General features: G+C 51.8%; 16 protein-coding genes. 10 read left to right on the forward strand and 6 right to left on the reverse strand.

The window, feature by feature from the left end:
- Positions 1-5 precede the first annotated feature (5 nt).
- From serC to CEK60_RS07220, 3 genes are all read right to left on the reverse strand, one after another.
- On the reverse strand, positions 6-1,109 hold the full coding sequence (gene serC, locus CEK60_RS07210; protein ID WP_089038445.1) for a 3-phosphoserine/phosphohydroxythreonine transaminase: 1,104 nt from the start codon (positions 1,107-1,109) through the stop codon (positions 6-8).
- Positions 1,093-3,867 (reverse strand): DNA gyrase subunit A, encoded by a 2,775-nt coding sequence (gene gyrA, locus CEK60_RS07215; RefSeq protein WP_089038446.1) that lies wholly within the window; start codon positions 3,865-3,867, stop codon positions 1,093-1,095. The genes serC and gyrA overlap by 17 nt, the downstream gene beginning before the upstream one ends.
- A 153-nt stretch (positions 3,868-4,020) precedes the next feature.
- Entirely contained in the window at positions 4,021-4,455 is a 435-nt protein-coding gene (locus tag CEK60_RS07220) for an acyl-CoA thioesterase (RefSeq protein ID WP_089038447.1), read from the reverse strand.
- Positions 4,456-4,612: 157 nt separating this feature from the next.
- On the opposite strand from CEK60_RS07220, the gene CEK60_RS07225 reads away from it, so the two are divergent.
- The 4 genes from CEK60_RS07225 (at position 4,613) to metG (ending at position 9,394) form a co-directional block, all read left to right on the forward strand.
- Positions 4,613-5,551, forward strand: coding sequence for a recombination-associated protein RdgC (locus tag CEK60_RS07225; protein ID WP_089038448.1), 939 nt, complete (start codon positions 4,613-4,615; stop codon positions 5,549-5,551).
- 58 nt (positions 5,552-5,609) lie between these two features.
- Positions 5,610-6,791: a 1-acyl-sn-glycerol-3-phosphate acyltransferase gene (locus CEK60_RS07230; protein WP_089038449.1), complete on the forward strand. Its 1,182-nt coding sequence runs from the start codon at positions 5,610-5,612 to the stop codon at positions 6,789-6,791.
- A 185-nt stretch (positions 6,792-6,976) separates the two neighbouring features.
- Positions 6,977-7,258 carry a hypothetical protein gene (locus CEK60_RS07235; RefSeq protein WP_038484684.1) on the forward strand — a complete coding sequence of 94 codons (282 nt, stop codon included), beginning with the start codon at positions 6,977-6,979 and terminating at the stop codon, positions 7,256-7,258.
- 99 nt (positions 7,259-7,357) lie between these two features.
- Entirely contained in the window at positions 7,358-9,394 is a 2,037-nt protein-coding gene (metG, locus tag CEK60_RS07240) for a methionine--tRNA ligase (RefSeq protein ID WP_089038450.1), read from the forward strand.
- A gap of 130 nt (positions 9,395-9,524) precedes the next feature.
- Here the strand turns inward: metG and CEK60_RS07245 are convergent, their stop codons facing one another.
- From CEK60_RS07245 to CEK60_RS07255, 3 genes are read right to left on the reverse strand one after another with little or no spacing between them, the layout of a single operon-like run.
- Entirely contained in the window at positions 9,525-10,487 is a 963-nt protein-coding gene (locus tag CEK60_RS07245) for a PstS family phosphate ABC transporter substrate-binding protein (protein ID WP_198361474.1), read from the reverse strand.
- Complete coding sequence (locus tag CEK60_RS07250) at positions 10,484-10,714, reverse strand: hypothetical protein (protein WP_089038451.1); 231 nt, start codon at positions 10,712-10,714, stop codon at positions 10,484-10,486. The genes CEK60_RS07245 and CEK60_RS07250 overlap by 4 nt, the downstream gene beginning before the upstream one ends.
- A 20-nt stretch (positions 10,715-10,734) precedes the next feature.
- On the reverse strand, positions 10,735-11,898 hold the full coding sequence (locus CEK60_RS07255; protein ID WP_089038452.1) for a Na/Pi symporter: 1,164 nt from the start codon (positions 11,896-11,898) through the stop codon (positions 10,735-10,737).
- A 244-nt stretch (positions 11,899-12,142) separates the two neighbouring features.
- Here CEK60_RS07255 and rsxA point away from each other — a divergent pair, with 244 nt between their 5' ends.
- Genes rsxA through CEK60_RS07285 form a run of 6 tightly spaced genes read left to right on the forward strand, consistent with a single transcriptional unit; the run spans position 12,143 to position 17,410 of the window.
- Positions 12,143-12,724 (forward strand): electron transport complex subunit RsxA, encoded by a 582-nt coding sequence (rsxA, locus tag CEK60_RS07260; RefSeq protein WP_089038453.1) that lies wholly within the window; start codon positions 12,143-12,145, stop codon positions 12,722-12,724.
- Between the two features lie 5 nt (positions 12,725-12,729).
- Positions 12,730-13,332, forward strand: a complete 603-nt coding sequence (gene rsxB / locus CEK60_RS07265) for an electron transport complex subunit RsxB (RefSeq protein WP_089038454.1) — start codon at positions 12,730-12,732, stop codon at positions 13,330-13,332.
- Positions 13,319-14,998, forward strand: a complete 1,680-nt coding sequence (gene rsxC / locus CEK60_RS07270; protein ID WP_089038455.1) for an electron transport complex subunit RsxC — start codon at positions 13,319-13,321, stop codon at positions 14,996-14,998. The genes rsxB and rsxC overlap by 14 nt, the downstream gene beginning before the upstream one ends.
- Positions 14,995-16,044: an RnfABCDGE type electron transport complex subunit D gene (locus CEK60_RS07275; RefSeq protein ID WP_089038456.1), complete on the forward strand. Its 1,050-nt coding sequence runs from the start codon at positions 14,995-14,997 to the stop codon at positions 16,042-16,044. The genes rsxC and CEK60_RS07275 overlap by 4 nt, the downstream gene beginning before the upstream one ends.
- Positions 16,041-16,712: an electron transport complex subunit RsxG gene (gene rsxG, locus CEK60_RS07280; protein WP_089038457.1), complete on the forward strand. Its 672-nt coding sequence runs from the start codon at positions 16,041-16,043 to the stop codon at positions 16,710-16,712. The genes CEK60_RS07275 and rsxG overlap by 4 nt, the downstream gene beginning before the upstream one ends.
- Entirely contained in the window at positions 16,709-17,410 is a 702-nt protein-coding gene (locus CEK60_RS07285; RefSeq protein WP_089038458.1) for an electron transport complex subunit E, read from the forward strand. Before rsxG ends, CEK60_RS07285 begins: the two co-directional genes overlap by 4 nt.
- Positions 17,411-17,416: the final 6 nt, after the last annotated feature.

A 17,416-nucleotide genomic window follows, 5' to 3' on the forward strand; every position in this document is an offset into this window, starting at 1 on the left:
GATGGTTAGCCTCTTCGTTGTTCAAAATCCGCCATAAAGGCGATTAGCGCGTCAACGGCCTCTTCAGGCACCGCGTTATATAAACTCGCACGCATGCCGCCAACACTACGATGGCCCTTTAGGTTAAGAAGCCCCGCCTCGTCAGCTTCTTGCAGGAATACGCTGTCTAAACTGCTGTCGGCCAGCACAAACGGAACATTCATGCGGGAACGGTTACGGCTGGCAATCGGATTAGTATAAAAATCACTGGCATCAATAGCGGCGTAAAGCTTCTGAGCTTTGCGCCGGTTAATGTCATCCATCACCTCTAAGCCACCGATGTCATCTTTTAACCACTGGAAAACAAGGCCAGCCAAGTACCATGCAAACGTTGGCGGCGTGTTGACCATAGAGCCTGCGTCCGCAAGCATTTGATAGTCAAACAGTGACGGAATGGAGCTAGGCGCTTTGCCGAGCAAGTCATCACGAATAGCGACCAAGGTTAAGCCAGCCGGGCCAATGTTTTTCTGAGCCCCCGCGTAAATCACTCCAAACTGCGTCACATCAATAGGGCCGGACAGAATGTTCGACGACATATCGCAAACCAAAGGTACATCCGCGCCATCTGCACGCTGCACCCTTGGCGTGTAGTCGAACTCTAAGCCACCGATGGTTTCATTTGAGGTGTAATGCAAATAGGCGGCATCGCTGCTAATCGCCAATGCATGTTCATCAGGCACCGCTGTATGACCATTGACTTCACTGCACGCTGCCATATGACAGCTAAACCCTAACCGCCGGGCTTCACTAATCGCCTTTTTACCCCAAATGCCCGTTTGGATAAAATTGGCGCTTCCCCCTTGACCAAGCAAATTCATCGGCAGCATCGCAAACTGCATGCTGGCTCCGCCCTGCAAGAAGAGCACTTTGTAATTACTGGGAATATCCAGCAAATGACGCAGATCTGCTTCTGCTCGATCAGCAATAGCGACAAATTCATCACTGCGATGACTCATCTCCATTACAGACAAGCCACGCCCTTGAAAGTCCAGCAATTCGTTGCGCGCACGTTCAAGTACGGCAACAGGCAGGGCCGCTGGCCCTGCACAAAAGTTATAATGACGTGTCATCGGTTCCCTGTTCCTGTTCGCCATCGTCAGCGTTATCTGGCTTGCCGGGATCAACAGCATCGCTATCGACGACATCGGTATCAATCGCACCGGTGTCTAGAGCGTCTGTTTCTGAACTATCTGACTCAAGCTCATCTATTTCGGCAGGCTCATCCACACGGACAGTTTTTACTAGTTTTTCTTCTTTACCCAGGCGAATCAGCATAACCCCCTGAGTATTTCGTGAGGTCGTTGACACTTCTTCAACCCGAGTACGCACCAAGGTGCCACGATCAGTGATCAGCATCATTTCATCGCTGTCATAGACTTGCATTGCGGCCACTAGAGCGCCGTTACGCTCGCTGGTTTGCATGGCAATAACGCCCTGCCCACCACGACCACGCAGCGGGAATTCTTCTAGGCGCGTACGCTTACCGTAACCATTCTCACTGGCCGTGAGAATATAGATCTGTCCTTCCGCTTGAGCATTCTCGGCCGCGACAAGCTGGGTATCAGCATCTACATCGACGTCATCTTCTGCGTCAATTTGCTGGCTCTTAGGAATGATCAAGCTAATAACTTCAGCATCCCCCGCCAGGCGCATACCGCGCACACCACGGGCGGTACGGCCCATGGCGCGCACATTGCCTTCTTCGAAGCGGATCGCCTTACCGTTGGAGGAAAGCAGCATGGCGTGATCAGAGCCAGACGTAATAGCAGCCCCAACCAAACGGTCGCCCTCTTCCAAGTCAATGGCAATCAAGCCAACACTACGTGGGCGAGAGAATTGCTCAAGACTGGTACGTTTAACGGTACCTTTCGCCGTGGCAAAGAAAATGTAGTGCTCAGGATCGTAATCACGCACTGGCAAAATAGCGTTGACGGCTTCGCCTTCTTCAAGCGGCAGCATATTGACCAGCGGCTTGCCCCGAGAACCACGACTGGCGTTCGGCATCTCATACACTTTCAGCCAATACACCTTGCCTCGGTTAGAGAACAGCAGCACGGTGTCATGGGTAGATGCGACCAACAGGTGCTCGATAACGTCTTCATCTTTCATCGCGGTGGCTGACTTACCTCGCCCACCACGGCGTTGTGCCTGATAATCAGACAACGGCTGAGTCTTGGCGTAGCCTGAGCGGGAAACAGTGACCACCATATCTTCTTCAGCGATGAGATCTTCAATCGACAAATCAAGGTGGCTCGCCTGAATTTCCGTACGGCGGTCATCGCCATACTGCTCACGTACAGCATGCAGCTCTTCTCGGATGACTTCCATCAGACGATCTGGAGAAGCCAGGATGGTCGTAAATTCCGCGATTTTCTCAAGAATCGACAGGTATTCGTCTAACAGCTTCTCGGTTTCAAGACCTGTTAGGCGATGCAGACGAAGCTCTAGAATTGCTTGAGCCTGCGCCGGCGACAGTCGATATTCCGTCGCCGCCGTATTTAGACCAAACCCTTCATCCAGATCTTCAGGCTTGCATGAGGTTGCGCCAGCACGTTCCAGCATCGCGGTAACCTGTCCGGGCTGCCACGTTTTAGCCAACAGTTTTTCACGCGCTTCAGAGGCATTGGGAGATGCCTTAATCAGCTCGATCACTTCATCAATATTGGAGATGGCAACTGCCAAACCCTCCAACAAATGGCCACGTTCACGGGCTTTTTTCAACTCATACAAGGTACGGCGAGTAACAACTTCACGGCGATGGCGAATAAACGCCTCAAGCATCTCTTTGAGGTTAAGAGTGCGTGGCTGGCCGTTCTCCAGCGCCACCATGTTAATCCCAAACACATTTTGCAATTGTGTTTGCGCAAACAAGTTGTTGACGACGACATCACCTGACTCGCCGCGTTTGATCTCAATCACCACGCGCAGGCCGTCTTTATCCGACTCATCGCGGAGTTCAGCAATACCCTCGATTTTCTTCTCTTTTACCAGCTCAGCGATTTTCTCGATCAATCGCGCTTTATTCACCTGGTAAGGCAGTTCAGTGATAATAATGTGATCTCGACCACTCTTATCATCATGCTCAATCGTATGGCAGGCACGCACATAGATACGCCCACGCCCGGTGCGGTAAGCATCTAAAATACCCGCGCGACCATTGATAATGCCCCCGGTAGGGAAATCTGGCCCTGGAATGTACTGCATGAGGTCATCAACGGTGAGCGTGTAATCATCAATTAACGCCAGACAACCATCAATTATTTCCCGCATGTTATGGGGCGGGATATTGGTCGCCATGCCCACCGCAATCCCTGATGACCCATTGATTAACAGGTTAGGAACTTTGGTTGGTAGCACGGCAGGAATACGTTCGGTGCCGTCGTAGTTATCGACCCAATCGACGGTATCTTTTTCCAGGTCAGCTAGCAGCTCGTGGGCAAGGCGCGCCATGCGCACCTCGGTGTAACGCATGGCGGCCGCGTTATCACCGTCAATAGAACCAAAGTTACCCTGGCCATCCACCAGTACGTGACGCATGGAAAAGTGCTGGGCCATACGAACGATAGTGTCATACACCGCACTATCACCATGCGGATGGTATTTACCGATGACATCGCCGACGACACGCGCCGACTTCTTGTACGGTTTATTCCAATCGTTGCTCAGCTCGTGCATGGCAAAAAGCACGCGCCGGTGAACAGGCTTGAGGCCGTCACGCACATCGGGAAGAGCGCGACCGATAATGACACTCATCGCGTAGTCGAGGTACGACTGTTTAAGCTCGTCTTCAATATTGACGGGCAAGATTTCTCTGGCGATGTCACCCATGAAAGTCAGATCCTTTGCACTGCATTGGCACTGCGAGAGTTGAAAGCGCTTAAAAAAGCCGCCCTTGATACCACAACAAGGCGGCGCGCAGAGTCAGCACCATCATACCACTGCATAAGCACCATGGGCAGTCAGTGGCAACGGCATTACGCTTTACGCTAAAAAGGCGTCTTTATCGACCACAAGCCCCTCAAACACCTCTCGCACGTCTCCTTCAATAGGAGCGGCCTTATTCGCCTTCACATCTAGCAGCACAAAGGTCAAATCTGCCTGAGCAACCAGTACGCCGTCTTGACGCACAATTCGATGATGGCAAATCGCGCTACGATCACCCACGTCTACTATGCCGGTCATAATCTGCAAATCATCGTTCTGAACAGCGGCCGCTCGATAATCAATATTCAAATTGACCACGACAAACGCTCGGCCTGCCTTATGAAGTTGATTTATCAGGCGCGGATGGTCATCAAAAAAAGCCCATCGCCCCTCTTCCATAAATTCAAGATAGCGCGCGTTGTTGACGTGACCGTAGCCGTCCAAATGGTAACCACGCACTCGCAGCGCAACACTGGATATTGCTGTAGACATAACACCCCCATTTCTAAAAATCTGTTAACCATTCACAAAACTTCTCAAATCAAACACAAGTTTTAAACCAGTGCAACAACAAGGCAATCCCCTAAGGCGCTGGTAGGAAAGGCTTGGTTTCGCCATAATGTGCCACCTTTTTAATAGGATTGGTGACATGTGGTTTAAGCACCTACATTTATACCGCCTTCACGGCGCCCCTGAGCTTGACAGCGATACACTAGCGAATGCACTCGACGAGCATGCAGCCAAGCCGCTAGGCAGTGCGGATGCGCGTCGCTTAGGGTGGACAGCCCCGGCAGGACGACTGGGTGGTGGTCAGCGGCTGCATGAAATCCAAGGCCACCGACTACTTTCAGCCCTGCGCCAAGAGCGCTTGCTTCCTGCGTCTGTAGTAAAAGAGGAAGTGGACGATAAAGTCGCTGATATCGAAGCCAGCGAAGGGCGCAAAGTAACGCGCAAAGAAAAAACGTCGCTGAAAGAGCAAGTCACTGAGGAACTAATGCCCCGCGCATTTGTTCGCAGTCAGAAGATCGATTTATGGTGGGATACGCGTCATCAATTAATTGGCGTCAATGCCAGCTCTCGTACACGGGCAGAAGACGTGCTGGATCTACTACGTGAAACGCTGGGCAGCTTGAAAGTCACGCCGCTCACATCACAAACACTGCCTATCCGTGCGATGACGCAGTGGCTGGGCGAAGCGGAAAGTCGCCCTGCTGATCTTGTGTTAGGGGATCAGGTTGAGTTAAAAGCCAAAGGCGATGATGGCGTGCTGCGCGCTCGCCAAGTTGATCTAGACAGCGACGAGATCCAGCAACTGCTTGAAAGCGGACGTCAAGCCAGCAAGCTCGCAGTTAGCCTGGAAGGTCGTTTAAGCTTTGTTCTGCATGATGATTTAGCGCTGAAATCATTGCGTTTTGGCGATGCATTAATAGAGGAAGCTGATCACGCAGATGATGGCGATGATGCACTTGCTCGCTTAGAAACTGATTTTATTTTGATGGCGCAGGCACTTTCTGACGATATTCCTCGCCTAATCGAGTGGCTGGGTGGTGAAGCTCAGCGCGAAGCTGCTACGCAGCCAGACGCTTAATTCAGCCGTTAGCCTGCTGATATAAACTGTTTATTTCTGCCTATATCCAACGGATCGCATGACTCATCACAACAACGCACTTAACGCTGACACCGCCAACGACCCCTGGGCTGACATTCGCCCCTATATGGATCATGAAGTGGCCAATGTTCTTGAGCGCCTATCACATGATAGCGAGCTTTTAAATGCATTGACTCAGTTCAGGCTTCCGCGCATGGCCAAGTGGGCGCCTCCCATTGCCCGCGCCTTAGCAGGCCATGCCGTCCGTCGTGAAGTAAAGGGCGTTACATCCGTATATGACTTCCAGATGCGGATCGCCAGCTATATGGAGCGCATGATTCGCACCACCACGGATGCCTTCGAAGTCTCTGGGCTTGATAAGCTAGATAACAACAGCGCTTACCTGTTTATAGGCAACCATCGCGATATATCGCTAGACCCCGCCTTTGTGAACTATGCGCTTTATCTGGCGGGTCGCGATACCGTGCGTATTGCGATCGGAGATAACCTCCTGAAAAAGCCCTACGTCACCGATCTGATGCGGTTAAATAAAAGTTTTATTGTACCGCGCAGTGCCCGAGGCAAGCGTGCGATGCTGGCGGCATATCAGCAGTTATCAGCCTATATCCGTCACTCAATTACTGTTGATCAGCACTCTATTTGGATGGCGCAGCGAGAGGGTCGTGCTAAAAATGGCATTGATCGCACCGATCCCGCCATCATCAAAATGCTGACCATGGCCAGACGCAACGCTGACCGGGATATGGTATTCGGTGATGCCATTGCCGAGTTGAAACTGGTGCCGGTATCGATTAGCTACGAATACGACCCTTGCGACCAACAGAAAGCTCAGGAACTTCACGATATCGCTACTGAAGGAAGCTACGCGAAAAGCGAATTCGAGGACATTCGCTCTATTGTGTCAGGCATCACCGGTCCCAAGGGTCGGGTACAACTGCGCTTTGGCAGCCCGGTAGGCGCTGATATGGCAACGCCGGATGAAGTGGCAGCGGAAATTGACCGCCAAGTGATCGGTGGTTATCGCCTGTTTCCTAGCCATTATTTAGCACTGGAAGCCCTAGGCGAATCACCAGAACTGATCGCCCGCAAAACGATAACGCGTCAAGACAGAGAGCGTTTTAACGCTCGGCTGGCAAGTATACCTGAAGCGTTGCGGCCTTATTGGTTGGAACAATACGCCAACCCTGTCAAACACAAGGCTGGGCGCCTGAGCCTCTAAAGCGCAGGGTACTGGAAGCATACGTACTGGAAACATACATACTGGAACAGTGTGCTAGTAAAAGCCTATAGACTGCATCCAATGCTTCCAGGAACCCATGCTCAGCTGTTAAAAAAGTGCTATGGTCAAAGCATTAATTGGTCTCGCTTGAACATCCCTCAAGCGCGGTCTTAAGGAGAACTCCAATGTCCGCATCAGAAATTCAAAAAACACGTATTATTAATGAACTACGCGATTTTATTCGCAAGCTGCTCCAAGACCCAAAAATCTTAGAACAATCCCTAGCGATTGCACGACAGCAGCTAGTCGAAGGCAACAGCCCTGCCGTAATGGCCAAAATTGCCAACGAAATCTCCGACACTACGAGCGTCCATATTCCCGAAGACCCCACTGAGCACTCTGAAGCTGACAAGCTTTTTTTAGAGCTTCTGCGTGAAGTCGTTCAGGAAGAGCAGGCACTCTACTAGTGGAGAAATAGCTGTAAGCAGCATGTTGACGTTACCGGCGAAGCGCACCCCTACTTCGCCGTCTTTATTTGCACTGCCTAACCGGAATTATCATTCACCATGTCAAATACTGCCCCGCGCAACATCTTGGTGACAAGCGCGCTTCCTTATGCCAATGGCGCCATTCACTTGGGTCATCTTCTTGAGTACATCCAAACCGACATTTGGGTGCGTTTTCAAAAAAGTCGTGGACAGCAGTGCTACTACGTTTGTGCCGACGACGCCCACGGCACTGCCATTATGCTGCGGGCTGAGCAGGAAGGTATTACGCCCGAAGCCCTGATCGAGCGCGTTTCCCAAGATCATCAGGAAGATTTCGCCCGCTTTGGCGTGGGATTTGATAACTATCATTCCACCCATTCAGAAGAAAACCGCTATTTTAGCGAACTGATCTACACCCGCTTGCGTGATAAAGGCCATATTGCCACCCGCGATATTGAGCAAATGTTTGATCCGCAAAAGGGTCTATTCCTAGCTGACCGTTTTATTAAGGGCACGTGTCCTAAATGTGGTGCCGATGATCAATATGGCGATAACTGTGAAAAGTGCGGTGCCACTTACACGCCTGCTGACTTAATCAATCCTGTCTCCGCTATTTCTGGGGCAACACCAGAAGTACGTAGCTCTACGCATTACTTCTTCAAGCTACCAGACTTTGCTGAATTTCTTCAGCAATGGATTAATGACGGCCATGTACAGCCGCAAATTCGTAACAAGCTGATGGAGTGGTTCGAGTCGGGCTTTAATGAGTGGGACATCTCCCGAGATGCGCCCTACTTTGGCTTTGAAATTCCCGATGCCCCAGGTAAATACTTCTATGTCTGGCTAGATGCCCCCATCGGCTATCTGGCAAGCTTTAAGAACTTATGTGATCGGGAAGGGATCGACTTCGATACCTTTTGGAAGAAGGATTCCGATGCAGAGGTTTACCACTTCATTGGCAAAGATATTGTCTATTTCCACGCCCTGTTTTGGCCTGCCATGTTGCATGGTGCAGACCTTCGTACGCCGACTGCGGTCAACTGTCACGGTTTCTTAACTGTAGACGGTGCCAAGATGTCGAAATCTCGTGGCACTTTCATCAAAGCCGCTACTTACGCTGAACATTTAAATCCAGAGTATTTACGCTACTACTTTGCCGCTAAATTAACGTCCAAAGTGGATGACCTGGATCTTAACCTCGACGACTTTTCTGCACGGGTTAATTCTGATCTGGTAGGAAAAGTAGTCAATATCGCCAGCCGCTGCGCCGGCTTTGTGAAAAAACTGGGCGGCGGTAAGCTGGCTGAACACTGCGCCGAACCACAAATGGTCGCGCGCTTTATCGCGGCTGGCGACGAGATTGCTGACGATTTTGAAGCGCGTGAATTTAGCCGGGCCATGCGCAAAATTATGGAATTGGCCGATGAAGCCAATACGTACATCGCCGACAAGGCCCCCTGGGCACTAGCCAAGCAGGAAGGCCGTGACGCCGAAGTACTGGAAATCTGCTCAGTAGGCATCAACTTGTTCCGCCAGTTGATGGTCTATCTTGCACCTGTGGTGCCAACCATGGCCGAACAGGCACGTGAATTCCTGGCGATTGAATCACTCGACTGGGACAGCCGCAATAGCGTACTAGTCAATCACTCAATCAACAAATTCAAGCCGTTAATGACGCGGGTTGAGCGGGATAAGATTGACGCTATGATTGAGGCATCCAAGGAGGATTTAGTGGAAGAACAGAAGCTGAAAAACACTCCCAAAGGCCCCCTGGCGGAAGAACCGATTGCGGCAGAAATCAGCTTTGAAGATTTCGCTAAAGTTGATTTACGCATTGCCCGCATTGCCAAAGCACAGTACGTTGAAGGCGCTGACAAGCTGCTCCAGCTTACGCTGGATTTAGGTGGTGAAACGCGTAATGTCTTTTCAGGTATTCGTTCGGCCTATTCACCAGAAGCGCTTGAAGGCCGCTTGACGATTATGGTGGCTAATTTAGCTCCTCGTAAAATGCGCTTCGGTTTATCAGAAGGCATGGTATTAGCATCTGCTAACAAAGAAGGCATTTACCTACTTTCCCCCGATGCCGGTGCGGAACCAGGGCAGCGTGTAACTTAACGGCTAATACATTAATAAGTAACTAATAAGGGGCAAGGCCTGCTACAGCCTTAGCCCCTTTTTTTGCCCATCTCTTAGCGACAATGAGCTACCCAGAGAACAACTAATATGCGGCTAGCTTGTTACTCCCTCACTGACTTTCAAGCTGGCGAAGCGCGTCAAGGGTGTCGGCATACTCCTGCTCTTCAAGCGGAAGGTAGCCGGTAAAATGAATCCAGTCACGAATGCCTTCGACATAGGCCATCGCAAAACGGTGAAGCTCCGGTTTTTCCTCGACACTTTGTCTATTCAGGTAAAGATAAAGCGGACGAGATAAGGGGGTATATTGACCACGCTTGACGGTTTCCAGCGTCGGAAATACGGGTTGATCACTATTGGCCACCGCAAGAAGTTTTAGCTCATTCCAGTGACGGTGATATCCGCCGATACCAAAAAAACCCAAAGCACCTGGTTCAGCAGCAATTTGCGCAGCTAGAAACTCCTCATCTTCGCTGGCAACGTAGTCCATCCGGCTACTACGGGTCGCGCCTACAATGGCCGTTGTGAAGTAGTCATAAGTTCCCGAGTCCTGTCCTCGACCAAACAGCTCAATGGGCTCATCTGGCCAACTTGCGCGCACATCACGCCATGTCATGACCTCGCCTTCTGACGCCGGAGACCAAAGCCTGTGAAGTTCGTCGACAGTAATATCATTTGCCCAGCGGTTGGATGGGTGGACCACGATCGAAATCGCATCCATCGCAATAGGCACTTCCACATACGCTACATCGTTAGATGCGCACACGGCCCGCTCGCTTGCGTCTATTGGCCGCGATGCATTATTAATATCAGTCTCGCCTGCACAAAACTTCTCAAAACCAGCCGTTGTTCCAGTGAACTCGACGGCAATATTGGCAACAGGATTAGCACGCTCGTAACGACGTGCTGCTTCTCGCGTCAATGGATAAACGGTGCTGGAACCGCTGGCAGTTAAATCACCAGAGGCGGCTGCCTGCATTGAGTGGCTATCCTCGCTGTAACCTTGAAGCAAAAGGCCCAATAGCAGGCCTGACGCCATCAAGGAGTAGGAATATCCGCGTGTAGCATTAATCATTGCCTCCCCCCCAGCTCTTTCTTGAGAGCTTGCCAGAAGGTTTTAAGACCGCTCACTTTGGTATCTACAGCATCAATATAATGATCAAGCTGGTCGATCAGCTCATGCTGCTCATGCTCTTCCCGCTCCTGGGTGGACGCCTCAGCCAACTGCGCTTCCAGCTCATCAATCGATTCACGTAGTTCGCGAATGCGTGCTTCTGTCTCAACTCTGCGTTGTGAACTCATGCCAATTCCATCCCCTTAGATCAAAACAACTGACTCGCCCCGATCAGGAGCAATGGCAGCACAAAGAAAACACCTAAAATATAAGCCACCACATAGAGTTTGTTTTTCTGTGCCAGCTCCGCAAGGCCAGTGGCAATGCTAGGCGGAATACCACGTAAGAAAGGTAGGCCGTATATGACTAGTATCCCCACTAGGTTAAACATCAGATGCACCAAGGCAATCTGCATAGCAAGCACCGCCGTAGGGCCACTTATCGCCGTTGCAGCGAGCAACGCAGTGATACAAGTGCCCACATTGGTACCTAATGTGAACGGATAGACCTGCCTGAGATTAAACACACCAGTACCAGCAAGTGGCACAATCAGTGCTGTAGTGGTAGAGGACGACTGCACCAACAGCGTAATGATTGCCCCCGAACACATACCGGAGACAGGCCCTCTCCCCACGCTTGCATGCATGATGTCACGCGCTTTACCCACCATAACCTTGCGTAATACCTTACCAATCGCCGTTACCACAAAGAGGATTAGCGCCACCCCAATAACAATCATAGCAACGCCCATCCAGATCGGATTCGGCAGCCACGATACCGAGGCGCTCAGCAAGTCGGTCGCCGGTGAAATCGCCATTTTCATGAAATTGACGCTTTTCATGTCGACGCTGGCATCGCTAACAAAAAAGCCCGCCAGCAACGCGGAGGTTTTTTCTAAAAAACCAAACATCATTTCTAACGGAAGCAGTATAGCCACGGCAACGATATTGAACGCATCGTGCACCGTCGCCGCAGAGAAGGCGCGGCGAAACTCTTCACCACTACGCACATGACCTAAACTAACGATAGTGCTGGTCAGCGAAGTACCAATATTGGCGCCCATGATGAGCGGAATCGCAATACTGACTGGCAAACCACCCGCCACCATCCCCACAATGATGGCTGTCACCGTGCTTGAGCTCTGAATTAGCGCAGTTGCGACAACTCCGATAACTAACCCAATCATTGGATTAGTAGCAAATGAAAACAGCTCCTTAGCATTGCTTGCGGTAGCAGCCTTAAAACCGTCTCCGATAGCCCCCACCGCAGCTAACAACAAATAAACCAGTCCAATGACAATTAACCATGATAGCCATTGCGACGTCCCTGGGCGCTCCCCCTGCGTCGGTAAGACAACTCCTGAAGTCGACATGTGTTCCCCCTCCCTAGCTGATTTTAATTTGGATGAGGGTATGCAGAGATGATGTAGCTTTGATGACAGGATTAAAACGGTCTCATGACCAATGCCTGAGCTTGCCCCAGCCGTCATTTTCGAAGATGGGCAACAGGAGAGCGGTAGCAAGTTCTGCTGACTAAGTACTTATTTCTGGTCAATAGTGAGCCATAGCGCTTCCCCCACTAGCCAGCAACGATTTTTCTGCGCACAATACGCCGCTATGAATGAACTCTTCTTGATTTTGGTCAGCACTGCGCTGGTCAACAACTTCGTATTGGTACAGTTTTTAGGGCTCTGCCCGTTTATGGGGGTTTCCAATAAGCTGGAATCCGCGATGGGTATGTCGCTAGCGACGACGTTCGTGCTGACACTAGCATCTGCCGCTAGTTATGCGGTCTATCATGGCTTACTTGTACCCTTGGACGTTACTTATCTTCGCACTATCAGCTTTATCGTTGTTATTGCCGCCGTCGTGCAATTTACCGAAATCATGGTGCGTCAACTCAGCCCCCTATTGCATCAAGTGCTGGGGATCTTTCTACCGCTGATTACGACTAATTGTGCGGTACTTGGTGTTGCCCTGTTATCGCTTAACCGTGAGCTGAGTTTCTTTCATACGACTCTCTATGGCCTGGGTGCTGCGCTTGGGTTTTCGATGATTTTGGTGCTGTTCGCCGCGATGCGCGAGCGATTGGCCAATGCTGATATACCAACCCCGTTTAGAGGCGCCGCCATTGCAATGGTCACCGCCAGTCTTATGTCACTGGCCTTTCTCGGCTTTTCAGGTTTAGTACAGGGGTAACCGCCATGGGAGACATATTTTCTTGGTGGGGCATTCTCAGTGCAGTGGGTGTGTTGACCGGAATAGGAATAACGTTTGGGGCACTACTGGGAATGGCCAGTGTGCGCTTCAAGGGCGAAGAGAACCCGCTGGTAGAGCAGATTGATGCGCTGCTGCCACAAACCCAATGTGGCCAGTGCGGTTACCCAGGCTGTCGGCCGTATGCCGAAGCCATCAATCAGGGCGATGCTTTGAATAAGTGTCCGCCTGGCGGCGAAGCGACTATTCACGCATTAGCAGACTTATTAGGCCGAGAGCCTGTGCCACTGGATGGCGAAGCAGCCAGCGAAGATAGCGTTGCATTTATTCGTGAAGCCGAGTGCATTGGCTGCACTAAGTGCATTCAAGCATGTCCGGTGGATGCCATTATTGGCGCTGCAAAGCAAATGCATACGGTGATAGAAGATGAATGTACCGGCTGCGATTTGTGCGTTGCACCCTGCCCCGTAGACTGTATTGATATGTTGCCCAGAAGCAAGCCTCTCAACCAATGGCAGCCTGTCGTCACCATAGCACCTTTAATCGCCAGCGATCGCCAGCTAACCAGGAGCCAGCATGCCGGCCTATGAATTCCCAGGTGGCATTACTCCGCCCGAACGAAAAGATCGCTCGAACCAATCGCCAGTTCGCAACGCGACGCTGCCTGCCCGGGTAACACTTCCGCTGAAACAGCACTCAGGTAATCCCGCGATCCCCTGTGTGGCTATTGGAGATGCGGTTCAGGTGGGTAGCCCGATTGCCCAGCGAGACGGCATGGTATCAGCCAACCTGCACGCCAGTATTAGCGGGACAGTGACTCAGATTAGTGATACCGCCATCACCATCGACGCCGATGGCTTAGACCGTTGGCAAGTGCTGCCCTCGCTTGATTGGCGCAGCGAAGACCACCAAGCGATCATTGATAGACTAGACAGCTGCGGGCTAGTAGGCCTTGGTGGTGCCGGTTTTCCCGCTTATATCAAAGCCCAAATAGCGGATCATCAGCGCATTGATACGCTCGTCATCAACGCCGCCGAATGCGAGCCGTATATCACCGCAGACGACTTGGCTCTTCGCCACTATCCAACAGAGATACTGGGAGGCGCGCAAATGGTCGCTAGGCTCTGCGGTGCCCGTCAGATTGTGGTGGGTATTGAAGATAATAAGCCCGAAGCGATCCATGCATTAAAGGAGGCGCTCTCTCATTTTCAACAGTCTGACTGCCAGCTTCCAGCGAGCATAACGATGAAGGTCATCGAGACCCGCTATCCCAGCGGTGGTGAGCGCCAATTGATCAAGAAACTGCTCAACCTCGATGTTCCCAGTGGTGGCCTTCCTGCCGATGTCGGTGTTCTCTGCCACAACCCCGGCACACTGCTGGCAGCGCTATATGCAGTACGTGATGGTAAACCTTTGGTCGAGCGAATTGTCACCTTGACGGGAGACGCCATCAGCACACCAGGCAACTACTGGGTGCGTATTGGCACATCTATTGAAACGCTGCTTCAGCAGGTAGGGTTAACAAACCAACAGCTTCATCAAGTCATTGTGGGCGGTCCGATGATGGGCTTACCACTCACAACACTTGATGTCCCGGTGACCAAAACGACAAACTGCTTGATTGCAGCCACCCGTGAAGAACTTCCTCCAGCCCCCAGTGAGTCTCCCTGCATTCGCTGTGGTGCCTGTGAAAGTGTTTGCCCTGTTCAGCTTCTTCCGCAACAGCTGCATTGGTATGCCCGTGCAGAGAACGACGCTACATTGGAAAAACTTCACTTATTTGATTGTATTGAGTGCGGCGCCTGCAGTTATGTTTGCCCTAGTTATATCCCATTAGTACAAGACTATCGTTCGGCAAAGCAGCGTATTCGCGATAAGCGCATTGAGTCCGCCAAAGCCGAGCACGCTAAACATCGCTTTGAATTTCGTCAGGCTCGACTGGCGCGCGAGAATGCCGAGAAGCAAGCTCGTCGCCAAGCGAGGCAGGCACAAAGTCGTCAGACGTCAGATAGCGCAAAGACAACCGACAGTGCCGCGCCAGTGGTGGATTTACGCAGCTTGCGCATTGCTCAAACCGCCGCTAAAGCGGCAGTGAGAAAAGCTGAAAAAAACCTCGCAAGGGCTGCAGCAGAAGACCCAACTCAGCGCCACGATGATTTAGAAACTCAACTGGCCACCGCCCAAGAAAACCTTAAGGCAGCTGATACCCGGCTGGCTGAAGCTCGCGCCACGATGGCACAACAGGAATCGCCATGAGCATGATGCACGCCTCGCAGCGAACGACTGAATCATTAAATACGACGCCACCCACCGCTCATTTAATGCGATGGGTGATCGTCGCCACCGCACCGGGTCTTGGCGCAATGACGTTTTACTTCGGCCTGGGCGTTATTAGTAATGTGCTTTTAGCCGCCCTGTTTGCACTCGGCGCAGAAGCGCTGGTGTTAAAACTTCGCCAGCGCCCGTTACAGCCTGCGCTTAGAGATTCAAGTGCAGTATTAACCGGCGTACTGTTAGCTGCATCGCTACCACCTGCTAGCCCCTGGTGGCTCATTGGGATAGGCGTTATTGCGGCCATCGTGGTTGCTAAACAACTGTATGGCGGCCTAGGCCAGAATCCTTTCAATCCCGCCATGGTGGGCTACGCACTCTTACTCGTATCGTTTCCCACTTACATGACGTTATGGTCGCCGCCGCAGCCACTAATCTCTGAAAACCTATGGGCCCAGATAAGCGGTACCTTACCGGCCTCCACACTTGATGCGCTAAGTGGTGCTACGCCGCTAGATGCCTTTAAACATAAAGGTGAAGCGGTACTGGCCAGCGAGTTTTGGGCTAGTCAGCCTTTACCTGAAGGAACATTGAACGCTTGGCGCAACGTCGCGCTAGCCTGGTTAGCAGGTGGGCTGCTATTAATTACCAAACGAATTATTAGTTGGCACATCCCTGCTTCGATGCTTGTTAGCATGGCAGTGCTCGCCACGCTTTTTTATGCCAGCGACCCAAGCCACTTCGCTTCACCGCTGTTTCACCTAACCACAGGTGCAGCAATGTTTGGGGCCTTTTTCATTGCCACTGATCCCGTTTCAGCGGCAACCAGCCGCCGAGGAAAACTGTTTTTTGGCGCAGGGATTGGCGCGTTGGTCATGATTATTCGCACGTTTGGCGGCTACCCCGATGCAGTGGCATTTGCCGTTTTACTAATGAACTTATGTGTACCGCTATTGGATCTCTATACCGTGCCACGCCCTACGGGCCAGCCTAAAGCACAGCGGCATGCAAAGCACGGTGAGTCACAATGACGCCCCGCCAAGCCATGCTACGCGGCGCTTTCGCCTTAGGAGTGTTCTCACTGGTCACTGCTGGCAGCGTTGCGTTGACCCGGGCGGTGACTGCCGAGCGTATCGCTGATCATCAGCTAGCCTATCAACACCGCCAACTACAGGATGTATTGCCTGCCGCATTAGCAGACGTAGCGGTTCAAACGGTTTTAGATGGCGTATTTAAGCTTCCTAACCCGGAACAGCTGGGGCACCGCGAACCTCAACAGGGATGGTACGTCCAGCGCGATCATCAGCGTGTCGTCATCCTGCCGGTCGTTACTCGCCAAGGCTATAATGGCGAAATTCGGCTACTGGTGGGCATTGACCAGCAACAACGTATTACCGGGGTACGTGTTACCCACCACCAAGAAACGCCTGGGCTTGGCGATGACATTGAGCGCCAGCGAAGTGACTGGATAAGCGAGTTTAATGGCTTGAGTTTAAACAGCCTGCCACCGGGTGGATGGGCCGTACGTAAAGATGGCGGCCACTTTGACGCTTTTACTGGCGCCACCATTACGCCACGCGCAGTCGTCAACGCCGTCCATAGTGCTCTTAGCTATGCCGCCGAACATGCCACCGAACATGTCGCCGAAAACGCCACCGAAACAGAACTCCCTATTACCTTCGAAGAGTCCAGCCAATGAGTCAGTGGCGCGAACTAGCCCGAAACGGCCTATGGTCGAATAACCCTGCTCTCGTTCAGTTATTGGGGCTATGCCCCTTACTGGCTGTTAGTGGTAGCGTTGTCAATGCACTGGGGCTGGCATTCGCTACCCTGCTTGTCATGGTGGGCGCTAGCACTACTATTTCATTGATTCGCCACCAGGTTCCCAGCGCAGTAAGACTGCCCGCCTTTGTTATGGTGATTGCCGCCTTTGTTACCTGTGCGGAGCTTTTAATGGCCGCATTTGCCTATTCGCTTTACCAAGTGTTGGGGATTTTTATTCCGCTGATTGTCACTAACTGCGCCATTTTAGGGCGTGCAGATGCGTTCGCTTCCCGCCAGCCAGTCATACCGGCTGCCATTGATGGATTTATGATGGGCCTCGGGTTCGGTGCCGTATTGGTTCTGCTCGGGGCACTTCGCGAGCTGCTTGGGCAAGGCACGCTGTTTAGCGATATGGAACTGCTATTTGGGCCTATTGCCAGCAACTGGCAACTCACCTTCGTCGATGATTATCAGTTTTTGTTTTTCGTGCTGCCACCCGGGGCTTTTTTCGTTGCGGGGCTATTGATTGCGTTAAAAAATGTACTTGATCAACGCCGCAGCGCACGCGCGCAACCTGCTCAAGCAGCGCCCCGAACAGATCGTCGAGTCCGTGTTACTGGCACTATCAAATAACCAAGA

This window comes from Halomonas sp. N3-2A (assembly GCF_002216165.1).
Lineage (GTDB): Bacteria > Pseudomonadota > Gammaproteobacteria > Pseudomonadales > Halomonadaceae > Vreelandella.

Bases quoted from the DNA above. Each gene is read 5' to 3' on its own strand.
- CEK60_RS07255 (WP_089038452.1), bottom strand. From the start codon at position 11,898: ATGTCGACTTCAGGAGTTGTCTTACCGACGCAGGGGGAGCGCCCAGGG.
- serC (WP_089038445.1), bottom strand. From the start codon at position 1,109: ATGACACGTCATTATAACTTTTGTGCAGGGCCAGCGGCCCTGCCTGTT.
- rsxB (WP_089038454.1), top strand. From the start codon at position 12,730: ATGGGAGACATATTTTCTTGGTGGGGCATTCTCAGTGCAGTGGGTGTG.
- CEK60_RS07220 (WP_089038447.1), bottom strand. From the start codon at position 4,455: ATGTCTACAGCAATATCCAGTGTTGCGCTGCGAGTGCGTGGTTACCAT.
- rsxC (WP_089038455.1), top strand. From the start codon at position 13,319: ATGCCGGCCTATGAATTCCCAGGTGGCATTACTCCGCCCGAACGAAAA.
- CEK60_RS07235 (WP_038484684.1), top strand. From the start codon at position 6,977: ATGTCCGCATCAGAAATTCAAAAAACACGTATTATTAATGAACTACGC.
- rsxG (WP_089038457.1), top strand. From the start codon at position 16,041: ATGACGCCCCGCCAAGCCATGCTACGCGGCGCTTTCGCCTTAGGAGTG.
- gyrA (WP_089038446.1), bottom strand. From the start codon at position 3,867: ATGGGTGACATCGCCAGAGAAATCTTGCCCGTCAATATTGAAGACGAG.
- CEK60_RS07285 (WP_089038458.1), top strand. From the start codon at position 16,709: ATGAGTCAGTGGCGCGAACTAGCCCGAAACGGCCTATGGTCGAATAAC.
- rsxA (WP_089038453.1), top strand. From the start codon at position 12,143: ATGAATGAACTCTTCTTGATTTTGGTCAGCACTGCGCTGGTCAACAAC.
- CEK60_RS07225 (WP_089038448.1), top strand. From the start codon at position 4,613: ATGTGGTTTAAGCACCTACATTTATACCGCCTTCACGGCGCCCCTGAG.
- CEK60_RS07275 (WP_089038456.1), top strand. From the start codon at position 14,995: ATGAGCATGATGCACGCCTCGCAGCGAACGACTGAATCATTAAATACG.
- CEK60_RS07250 (WP_089038451.1), bottom strand. From the start codon at position 10,714: ATGAGTTCACAACGCAGAGTTGAGACAGAAGCACGCATTCGCGAACTA.
- CEK60_RS07230 (WP_089038449.1), top strand. From the start codon at position 5,610: ATGACTCATCACAACAACGCACTTAACGCTGACACCGCCAACGACCCC.
- CEK60_RS07245 (WP_198361474.1), bottom strand. From the start codon at position 10,487: ATGATTAATGCTACACGCGGATATTCCTACTCCTTGATGGCGTCAGGC.
- metG (WP_089038450.1), top strand. From the start codon at position 7,358: ATGTCAAATACTGCCCCGCGCAACATCTTGGTGACAAGCGCGCTTCCT.